Raw genomic sequence first — 10,792 nt, forward strand, 5'->3', positions numbered from 1 at the left:
GGACTATAAAAATAAAACCAATAAACCACAAAGGAAAAAACTATGGATAAATAAAAAAATATTCTTCACATCATAAAAGTTTTAGCCTTATTTCGCTTTAAAGAAAATGGGTGAATGAATTATATATAAATCTATTAAACTTAACAAATCATGAAAAGACTAATGTATTTAATTATCATAATATCAGTAACAATATCTTATTTTGAGAGTTGCAAAAAGAGTAGTCCACGAAATAGCTCAGGAGATATGCCCAAAACTGGTTATAGAGGAATTACTGTTTACCAAGATATTCTGCAATTTGACAACCGAACAACTTTCAACAAGACCCTAGATAGTCTCTGCTTTTTGTCAGATTCAGAGCGTATAGTATGGGAAGATGGCTTGCCTGGATTTAAATCTATGCGTGTCAAATTTATTGACATAATAGATGCAGAATACGCATTAGCTAGACAGCTTGATACGGTGGAATCAGATACCACAGTAGTTCAACATACTACTTTAGCAAGCAGTAACCAATATATGTTAAGAACTTTGAGTATGGGTGACGGTACAAACTATTATGATATGAATATTCATATTTCGGAATATAGCTATATTACAAATCCATATGGCATTGTAATAGTTAACGATACCATTTATCAATATACTGCTAACCTAAAGAAAATGCAGACAACAGGGGATAAAACAAAGATAACTACACTAATTAGTGCTACACAGACAGACGCAATTAATCATATTATAGTAGAAGTAATTGACCCAAATCATCCCTTAGCAAAAAATATTACCTCTAATAAAAATACCAGTTCTGGATCCTTTAGTTATAGTCAAAAAGGTAATGATGGAGGATTTAGATTATTATCTTATGAGAATTTTTGGGTTGAAAGTGCAGCCGGGGGTAATAAAGTTTCTAAATATCGCATTAGAAATAAAAGCCTTCAAAGAAGAGTTGGGGGGGCATGGTACGACAATTGGAAAGCCTATCATACTATGAGTTCTAATTTTTCAGGGAATACCGTTTTTGATCTTGACCAACAAAATACCGTAAATGCTAGTGCAAATTGGGACTTGGGGTCATTAACCAATTACACCACAGATGAGTATATAGATTGGCCTTTTCGTACTTTTAGTAGCAATAGTCGAACATATATAAGAACTAGCCCAAATACGCCAGTTAGCCTGTCGCATACTTCTGTTACTGCTAGAATAACTAAATATTATAATGGGTGGAATAGTAGACAAGTAGATATTGTATTTTCTTATTAATTTGGCTTTATTAAATGAAGAAAATATTCACCATATTGTCTATCTTTTTAATATTGGATACCTACGGACAAAAATCGTCCGTAGGTATCCAATATCAAATGCATTTGTCTAAACCACATATACCTCGAGGTACAACTATTAATGGTGAAAGGCACTTCACAGAAGACTCAATTAGATTTATCAATCCCCGTTTGGGATATATAGTTCAAGGTTCGTACATATATAAAATAAACAAGTATTTCAGAGTTCAAACAGGTTTGTCGTTTTCAAAGTATTCAACCAGGATTGTTTACTTATCGTTTACACCTCCTCCCAACAGTAGATTTTTTAGTTCCGTAGTTAATACTCTTACTTACAAATTTACAAGTATTCCAATTGTTGCGAATGGCGTATTACCTGTAAATAATTCACTTTCACTTTCTGGAAGTTTTTTTTGGAGTTTTTGCCTACTCAAGGAATCTTATTGGGACAGTTATGATTACAGTTATTATCTTACGCCATTTACAACTCACGAAAAGTGGAACCAGTATGAAGAAAAGTATAATAGAAATATTGGCTATAACATTGGTTTCATTATGAAAGCCTCTTCTCAATTTAAAATCAGTATTCACTTTCAAAAAAGTGTTTTTAAAGATTCCCAATCTTGGTTGTTCGATGCTGTGTTGCTCTCAAAAGGAATTAATATTGGATTGGAATATCAATTATCAGATTTAAGAAAAAACAATAAGAAATGAAACTAAAATTTCTCATACTGATATTTATTGGAATAGTATATTTTAATAAATGCCAAGGTCAATGGTTGTTTGGTGCGAATACAGGCTTTAATTTCCCGACAAATTCTAATTACTTAGCAATCCATGAGAACCCAATGGGGAATAATATTTCTCTTTTCCCTTCATACGGAAAAGCCATAAACATGGGACTGCAAATTACAAGGTATAAAGGCAGTATAGGCTTCAGGCTAGATGTAAGCTATAATTTTGGAGGCAGTATCCAAACTGATCATATCATAAATAACATTGCTGGAAACCACCGAATAAAAACTAATATTAGTGGAAACAATCTATCTTTTTCACCTCTATTCTTGTTGAAATATCCAATTAGAAAAAAGAATATATATCTGTTTATGGGACCCATTATAGCCGTCTGCAAGGCAATTAAAAAAACAAGCGAAGTCGATTTTTATAATACCACGCAATGGCAACAAATTGAAACAATGACTGGGAACCTTGCATTGGGCGTTAAAGCCGGAATTGGTTTTGATTATAATATACGTCGGAATACCTGTGTCTTTTTGGAAATGCAAAACAATTCCCTCAATTATAAACCCGCCAAGCTTGAACATGAGGAAATATTTCCCAGTTATTCGAAAAGCGTTTTTTACTATCATAAGAATGTAAATAGGTCAAAGCCTTCTAATAGTATCAATCAAATAGCACTGCCTTTTAGCAGCTTAGGTTTGATAATTGGGGTCAGGAAAATTTTATAAATATTCCTACAATACTTTTCAGATAACCGCATGTTCATTTGTTTATAGCAGCAAATGCAATCCCGAAAAAGAAAGAATTTATAGTCATGCTTAACCAAACAACCTCATCACCAAAGTAGGAACTGTTTTGAATTATAGCCGCCGCTTTAACAAATCCCAAATCCACAATCCCCCTCACTCAAATGTTAATATATTTCGCAATTGCAATTTACAATCGTGTCCTTAACTTCGCAGCCCGAAAACGTACATGCAGTTACTCACTAACAGATCGAAAGTAGTTGTCAATAAAAAGATGTCCCTGATGGAACGTCTTTATTTGCCTGCCATCATTAAAGGCATGTTCATTACCTTCAGTCATTTATTTAAAAAAGCAGCAACGGTTAAGTATCCCGAACAGCAGCGTGCATTTGCCCCTGTATATAGAGGCATGCATGTATTGAAACGTGATGAGCTAGGCCGCGAAAACTGTACTGCCTGTGGCCTTTGTGCCGTTGCTTGTCCTGCCGAAGCCATCACTATGACAGCCGCCGAAAGAAAGCCTGGAGAAGAAATGCTATTCCGCGAAGAGAAATATGCTGCTATATATGAAATCAATATGTTGCGTTGCATTTTTTGCGGGCTCTGCGAAGAGGCCTGCCCCAAAGAAGCCATCTTCCTCACCGATAGAATTACCCCACCCGAATACAACCGCGAAACCTTTATATACGGTAAAGATAAATTAGTGGAGCCCCTTGCCCTTGAGCAAAGGATAGACGTAACCAAAAGACAAGAATTCACCCGAGATTAATACATGAGCCAATACCTGTTTTATTTCCTTGCATTCGTTTCTATTTTCTCTGCCCTGTTGGTAGTGACTGCAAAGAACCCCATTCACAGTGTATTATTTCTCATCGTCACTTTTTTTGCTATTGCAGGTCAATATATTATACTTAACGCACAATTCTTGGCCATCGTGCATATCATCGTATATGCTGGTGCCATCATGGTATTATTCTTATTTGTATTGATGTTGTTGAATTTGAATAAAGAATCGGAGCCCGTAAAAAGTAATATGATGAAAGGCATAGGCGTTGTATCAGGGTGCTTATTGGCTTTGGTATTGGTGGCCGCTTTGCACAAATCGACCATGTCGCCAGCACTGGGTTTACCTAATGATGAAATAGGATTGGTGGGCAACTTGGGCAAGGTACTTTTTAAAGATTATGTAGTTCCATTTGAAATATCCTCACTGTTATTTTTATCAGCTATGATAGGAGCAGTAATGCTTGGCAAACGTGAATCGAAAGCAGAACCCGTTATATAAAACTAAGAAATTGAGTATACCTATAGAACATTATATATTATTAAGCTCCATACTTTTTTGCATTGGGGTAATGGGCGTTCTGCTTAGGCGAAATGCCATTATATTATTAATGTGTGTGGAGTTGATGTTGAACTCTGTGAATTTATTGATGGCCGCATTCAGCACCTATCATGGCGATGCAGCAGGGCAAATATTTGTATTCTTTATTATGGTGGTGGCTGCAGCCGAAGTTGCTGTGGGATTGGCGTTGCTTGTAATGATATACCGCAATTTCAAAACCACCGATATTAACCTCTTTAACAAACTTAAATGGTAAATGGCTGATTTAGTTTACCTCATACCTCTGTTGCCTTTTTTAGGTTTTGTCATCAACGGTTTGGTGGGCAAAAGTTTACCCAAACCCGTGGTTGCCATTATAGCCTGTGGCACCGTTTTAGGCTCATTTATTCTTTCTATACTTTGCTTCAAACAAGTAATTGATACAGGTGCTTTCACCGCAGTATTATATGATTGGATTGCTGTAGGAAATACGCATATACAAATTGCTTTTCAAATAGACCAGTTGAGCACTTTGATGATGCTTATTATAACAGGTATTGGATTTTTGATACACATGTATTCCGATGGATATATGCACGATGATGATGGCTTCCACAGATTTTTCGCCTACCTCAATTTATTTATTTTCTCCATGCTATTATTAGTAATGGGAAGTAACTATATGCTCATGTTCTTTGGTTGGGAAGGTGTAGGACTTTGCTCTTATTTGCTTATAGGGTTTTGGTACAAAAACAAAGAATTTGGTGTAGCAGCACGCAAAGCTTTTATCATGAACCGTATTGGTGATTTGGGATTACTGCTTGGAATCTTTATGATATTCAATTCTTTTGGTAGTATAGAATATGCTGATGTCTTTAAAAATGCATCTGCACATAGTGATGCCACAAATCTAATTTGTATATTATTATTTATTGGAGCCATGGGTAAGTCGGCACAGATACCTTTATATACATGGTTGCCCGATGCGATGGCCGGCCCAACGCCCGTTTCAGCACTCATACATGCCGCCACAATGGTTACTGCGGGTATATATTTGGTGGTGCGTAGTAATGCATTATTTGCCATCTCGCCTTCTGCATCCGAATTGATGATGTATATAGGTTTGGCCACTGCGATGATAGCAGGAACAATCGGACTAAAACAAAACGATATTAAAAAAGTATTGGCTTATAGTACCGTTAGTCAGTTGGGATTTATGTTTGTGGCATTGGGTGTGGGTGCATATACTACGGCCATGTTCCATGTATTAACGCATGCGTTCTTTAAAGCATTATTATTCTTAGGCTCGGGCTCTGTAATACATGGCATGGGCGGCGAACAAGACATCCGCAAAATGGGTGGCTTATCAAAAGCATTACCTATCACACATATCACTTTTTTAATTGGAACATTAGCTATTGCAGGTGTTCCATTCTTCTCAGGATTTTTCAGTAAAGACGAAATATTGGCGATGACACATGGTCATTCTGATATCGTGTTTGCCTTGTTAGCTATAACAGCAGTGATTACTGCAGTATATATGTTCCGTTTATACTTTTTGGTTTTCCGTGGCAACTTTAGAGGTACGCACCATCAAAAAGAACATTTGCACGAAAGCCCAATCAGTATGACTTTGCCTTTGGTGGTATTGGCTGTACTTTCTGCTGTTGGCGGATTTTTGGGCATGCCAGCATGGATGAGCGACAACCATATACTCAATCATTTTCTGCATCCTATTGTAGCAGGGGCATCACATTTTCATCCAAGCGAATTATTCGAATTTACCGTTCTCGGAGTTTCTATTGTATTGCTTACTATTATCATATTTGCCACACGCAATTATTATATAACAAAATCTATTATTCCCGAATCGGATGAAAAAGAAGAAGGTATTGCAAAAGTATTATCACACAAATATTATATCGATGAATTATATAATACTTTGTTTGTAAAACCTATCGAAGCACTTTCTGTATTCCTTCACAAAGTGGTCGACAATCAAATAGTGGATGGCATAGTAAACGGTATAGCATGGTGTGTGAAACAAAGTTCAAATCTCTTCAGACTATTGCAGGACGGCAAACTTGAGTGGTATATGATAGGAATGGTAGCAGGCGTTTTATTAATATTAGCTTTAAACTTTTTAATATAAAATGGCAGTACTACTTATATTTATACCGCTATTCGCATCATTGCTGTTTTTGTTTATCAAAGGCAGTATGGGAAAGACTTTGGCACTAACTGTTTCTGTTTTAAATCTTATATTTAGTATCTATTTACTTTCGAGTTTTGATGCACAAAGCGACGAAGGTTTTCAATTTGCATTCGACCAACCTTGGGTAGAAAGTTTGGGCATCTCATTTTGTGGCGGCCTTGATGGGATATCATTATTAATGATTTTGCTTACCAATTTATTAATACCAATTATATTACTTTCATCATGGGGCAAAACTCCTGAATATCCTGCTGCTTTTTATGGTTTGGTATTATTGATGCAAGCCGGATTGAATGGTGTGTTCATGGCTACGGATGGTTTGTTATTTTATGTATTCTGGGAACTCACTTTAATACCTATATGGTTTATATGTGCATACTGGGGAGGTGAAAATCGCATACCTGTAACCATCAAATTCTTTATATATACTTTTGCAGGTAGCTTGTTTATGTTGGTGGGTTTAATATATTTATATCTGAACACACCGGGCTATCATAACTTTACTTGGGAAGCTCTACAAATGGGGGCTCGCAGCCTTGATGCCGCTGGACAACAAATAGTATTCTGGCTCATCTTTGCAGCCTTCGCAGTTAAAATTCCGATATTCCCATTCCATACTTGGCAGCCTGAAACCTATACGGTTTCTCCAGCACCGGGCACGATGTTATTATCAGGAATTATGCTCAAAATGGGTATATATGGTGTCATACGTTGGCTCCTCCCTTTCGCTCCTGATATGGTTCCCGCAGGATTCAATTTCCCTATTATATTATGTATTATAGGAATAGTTTATGGTGGTTGGATTGCAATCAAACAAACTGATATGAAAAAAATTGCAGCCTATTCTTCCCTATCGCATGTGGGATTAATTGCTGCGGGTGTATTTACTTTAACCATCGACGGTTTGCAAGGTGCTGTTATACAAATGGTGAATCACGGTATTAATATCGTAGGATTATTTATAGCTATTGAATTGATAGAAAGAAGAACAGGAACTCGCGACCTCACCAAGTTGGGCGGCATTGCCAGTAAGGCTCCCAAGCTTTCAATATTGTTTATGATAATTGTTTTAGGTTCATTAGCCGTGCCACTTACAAACGGTTTTGTTGGTGAATTTTTATTATTGAAATCATTATACAGTATCAATATATATATGGCTGCCATTGCAGGTCTCACAGTTATTTTCTGTGCCGTATATATGTTGCGTTTATATAACTTAGCCATCTTTGGTGAAGTAACAAGTTACACAGCCAACATAAAAGATATCAATTCCCGTGAAACTATTATATTAAGTTTGATAGCTTTATTGGTTATTATATTGGGTGTATATCCACAACCTATATTCGATATATCGAAACAAGCGATAGAAACTTTTCAAACCACAATGACCCTCAAATAAACGCATAGAGAAGACCCATGAAATTACTAATAGGACTTTCCATACTTGCTGTGCTCACCATGATGATGGGGTTGTTCAAATCACGCAAATTTGTATTGCCTGTTGTGGTATTGGGCCTCATAGGATTATTATATGTGGTTGCGGGTTATGGTTGCTATTGCGAAGACAAAATGTTTGGAATGTTTATTAATGAACATCAATATTTAAAGATGTTCGATATCAATAAAAATTCTGGATTTGCAGGCTTGATTATAGGTGCCGGATTACTTATTACTATACTAGCTTATAAAGGATTTAACTACAGCGAAAATCACCGTGCCGACTTGCATGCACTTATGCTCTTTAGTATGTGTGGTGCTATTATAGCTGTAAGTTATACAAATTTATTGATGCTGTTTTTGGGTATCGAAATTATGTCTATTCCACTATATGTTTTAGCTGGTAGTAATAAAACTGATGAGCGAAGTAATGAGAGCGGACTTAAATACTTTTTGCTCGGTGCATTTGCGACTGGATTTTTATTATTCGGAATGGCCTTGATTTATGGTGCCACAGGAAGTTTTAATATCAATCAAATATATAATTATGCCCATAACCAATTGAATGAATCAGGTGGTATTTTTAAAATTGGTGTGGTATTTACTATGGTAGGCTTGGTATTTAAAGTAGGTGCTGCTCCTTTCCATTTCTGGACTCCCGATGTATATAATGGTGCCCCAACTATTATTACCTCATTCATGTCCACCGTGGTAAAAACTGCAGGCTTTGGGGCATTGATATTTTTCTTTAATGGTGTTTTACATCCAATGGGTGCTGAGTGGGGCAAAACTTTTGCAATCATTTCCGCTGCTACCATGATACTCGGAAATGTAACTGCCATTTATCAAATATCATTGAAACGCATGTTGGCATGGAGCAGCGTAGCCCATGCAGGTTATCTATTAATGACCGTGGCTGCAAATGGCAATAACGTACCCAAAGCTGTATTATTATATTTAGCTGCGTATTCATTGGCAAGCATTGCCACATTTGCAGTATTAATTACTACGGGCAAAGAAAATTTTGAAGACTATAATGGTTTGGGCAAACGCAATAAATGGTTAGCTATTGGACTCACTATATCATTATTGTCATTGGCTGGAGTTCCGCCATTGGCAGGCTTTATGGGCAAGTATTATTTATTCACCACAGTATATGAACAATACCCTTGGTTAGTTATTATAGCTATTATAACCTCTGCAATAAGTGTGTTTTATTACCTCAAAGCTATTATAGCTATGTGGTTCAAAAAAGGCGATGGCGAAACTATACAAGTTCCTTTAACAACAGTATTTGTTATATTGGTTTGTATACTTGGTTTAATTGCTTTGGGATTGATGCCTGGAGTGGTTTTGGATTTGGCGTAGAATCCTAATTTTTTTACTGCAAATGTGAAGGTAGATGCATTCAACATTTTTTATGTACCTTTGTTCGCAGATGCTCAGGAAAATCCTTCTTACAATGTTAACCTCGAATATACTTATTTATGCAAATGCGTCAGAAACAAAACGCTTTGGATTGCTCCTTGGCGTGGAAAAATATTTGGATTTTGATAGAGATTGAAATAACCGATTACGAGTAGGATTAAATTATAATATTTTTGATTAACACCAAATTTATTTCGACTATAAAAGATATACATCCCTACTACAAAATAATAATTTTTATTCATTAAATATTGGTTACAACAAATTAAATATAGCTAAAAGAATTGATATAGGAGTGGGGCTAATACCAATTCTTAAACTAAAATAGTTCTCCGCCTGTGGCGGATTTAGTTTTTAGAATGGTAATGCCGAACTAATCCCGAAAGCTTTCGGGATTAGTCCCCCTTTTTTTGGACTATTATATATTGAGTTTCGGCGTAATAGACAAAAAGTAGGCTATTTCTTAGACTTTTGTTTCAAGTGGACAAAAAGTAGGCTGTTTATTTTATCCAGCTTATCGATAAAATAATTTTTGCAATCATCTTTGCAGTATCAGGCAAAACAGACTTGGGCTCTGCTGGAGAGCAACCTATTAGGGATAGCTTGATGTCGATGAAATAAAAAATAAAATAGCTGTTGTTAATGCAATAGCTATTTTATTTTATTGACATTATGCCTTTAAAAACTCATCTATAAATTTCTTTTTTCTCGCCATTGATAAGCCATTGTGATTTCTCAATTTATTTTTCAAGTCTGCAAAGTGTCCATCAATTGCATTGGTTGTATTTGGTATTTTTAGCTCCATTTTATCATACCAAGTAAATAGCCAGGGCAAATTTGTTTTGAGGCTTCTATAAGCACTTCCTAGCTTTTTGTGTACATATCTTTTTTTGCCTGTTGCATCATTTTTTTGTTCATTTAAAAAGCTTTCCCACTTTGTAAACCAAGCTTGCAATCCTCCTTCAAAACTTTCCCTGTCTGTACATTTTAAAAGCAATGTATGCTCCCACAATTCTTTACTGGCTTGCATTTTGGGGTTTTCGTTAAATATCTCCTAACAATGGCTACTTGATGGAAGTTGCACATTTGGATAGGAATATCCGTTCCAAATAGTTGTAGCAATCCCTTGCGTCCATCACAAATAATGGATTGAATTTTAGTGCCCCTTCTTGCTATTTCTTCAATTCCAAATAAATATAATTTATTGGTTTCGTGCTGTACATACTGCTTAAATAATATTTGGCTTGTGATAACTATCTTTAAAAACCATTACACCAAATTTCCTCCCAAAACATGTTGTATCCATTAACAAGTGTACAACACTTGGGAAAGTTTTTCCTTGTTCAATAATTACTACATCAAGTTTACGCTGGATGGTCCTTTTTGAGCAAGTATATTTTGATGCAAGTTGAGAATATGTTTGTTTGCCGTCTGTATATTCTCGCCAAAGGGCAGCACTATTTAGGCGTTTTCCACCAGTAAATTGTTTGCCGCAAGCATAACACTTGAAGAATTGTTTTCCTTTTTTAATACCATTCTTTTTGGTAATTTTACTATTACAGTAAAAGCAGTTTTTTTATTCATAACTTTAATTTGCAGCAAAGCTATGATAGGACTA

At 35.8% G+C, this 10,792-nt stretch carries 10 protein-coding genes; 9 read left to right on the forward strand and 1 reads right to left on the reverse strand.

Going from position 1 to position 10,792, the window contains the following annotated elements:
• Window positions 1-150 precede the first annotated feature (150 nt).
• The 9 genes from SGJ10_08360 (at window position 151) to SGJ10_08400 (ending at window position 9,114) form a co-directional block, all read left to right on the forward strand.
• Entirely contained in the window at window positions 151-1,263 is a 1,113-nt protein-coding gene (locus SGJ10_08360; GenBank protein ID MDZ4758136.1) for a DUF4848 domain-containing protein, read from the forward strand.
• Window positions 1,264-1,277: 14 nt separating this feature from the next.
• Complete coding sequence (locus tag SGJ10_08365; GenBank protein ID MDZ4758137.1) at window positions 1,278-1,997, forward strand: hypothetical protein; 720 nt, start codon at window positions 1,278-1,280, stop codon at window positions 1,995-1,997.
• Window positions 1,994-2,752 carry a hypothetical protein gene (locus tag SGJ10_08370; protein ID MDZ4758138.1) on the forward strand — a complete coding sequence of 253 codons (759 nt, stop codon included), beginning with the start codon at window positions 1,994-1,996 and terminating at the stop codon, window positions 2,750-2,752. The genes SGJ10_08365 and SGJ10_08370 overlap by 4 nt, the downstream gene beginning before the upstream one ends.
• A 247-nt stretch (window positions 2,753-2,999) precedes the next feature.
• A complete protein-coding gene (locus SGJ10_08375; protein MDZ4758139.1) occupies window positions 3,000-3,539 on the forward strand; it encodes an NADH-quinone oxidoreductase subunit I in 540 nt (179 codons plus the stop codon).
• Window positions 3,540-3,542: 3 nt separating this feature from the next.
• Complete coding sequence (locus tag SGJ10_08380) at window positions 3,543-4,055, forward strand: NADH-quinone oxidoreductase subunit J (GenBank protein ID MDZ4758140.1); 513 nt, start codon at window positions 3,543-3,545, stop codon at window positions 4,053-4,055.
• Between the two features lie 10 nt (window positions 4,056-4,065).
• Window positions 4,066-4,371, forward strand: a complete 306-nt coding sequence (gene nuoK / locus SGJ10_08385) for an NADH-quinone oxidoreductase subunit NuoK (GenBank protein ID MDZ4758141.1) — start codon at window positions 4,066-4,068, stop codon at window positions 4,369-4,371.
• On the forward strand, window positions 4,372-6,246 hold the full coding sequence (nuoL, locus tag SGJ10_08390) for an NADH-quinone oxidoreductase subunit L (protein ID MDZ4758142.1): 1,875 nt from the start codon (window positions 4,372-4,374) through the stop codon (window positions 6,244-6,246).
• A 1-nt stretch (window position 6,247) separates the two neighbouring features.
• Window positions 6,248-7,708 (forward strand): NADH-quinone oxidoreductase subunit M, encoded by a 1,461-nt coding sequence (locus tag SGJ10_08395; protein ID MDZ4758143.1) that lies wholly within the window; start codon window positions 6,248-6,250, stop codon window positions 7,706-7,708.
• A gap of 17 nt (window positions 7,709-7,725) precedes the next feature.
• Complete coding sequence (locus SGJ10_08400) at window positions 7,726-9,114, forward strand: NADH-quinone oxidoreductase subunit N (protein ID MDZ4758144.1); 1,389 nt, start codon at window positions 7,726-7,728, stop codon at window positions 9,112-9,114.
• A gap of 730 nt (window positions 9,115-9,844) precedes the next feature.
• On the opposite strand, the gene SGJ10_08405 is transcribed toward SGJ10_08400, so the two are convergent.
• Window positions 9,845-10,204 carry a transposase gene (locus SGJ10_08405; GenBank protein ID MDZ4758145.1) on the reverse strand — a complete coding sequence of 120 codons (360 nt, stop codon included), beginning with the start codon at window positions 10,202-10,204 and terminating at the stop codon, window positions 9,845-9,847.
• Between the last annotated feature and the right edge of the window lie 588 nt (window positions 10,205-10,792).

The organism is Bacteroidota bacterium (assembly GCA_034439655.1).
Taxonomy (GTDB): domain Bacteria; phylum Bacteroidota; class Bacteroidia; order UKL13-3; family UKL13-3; genus CANJUD01.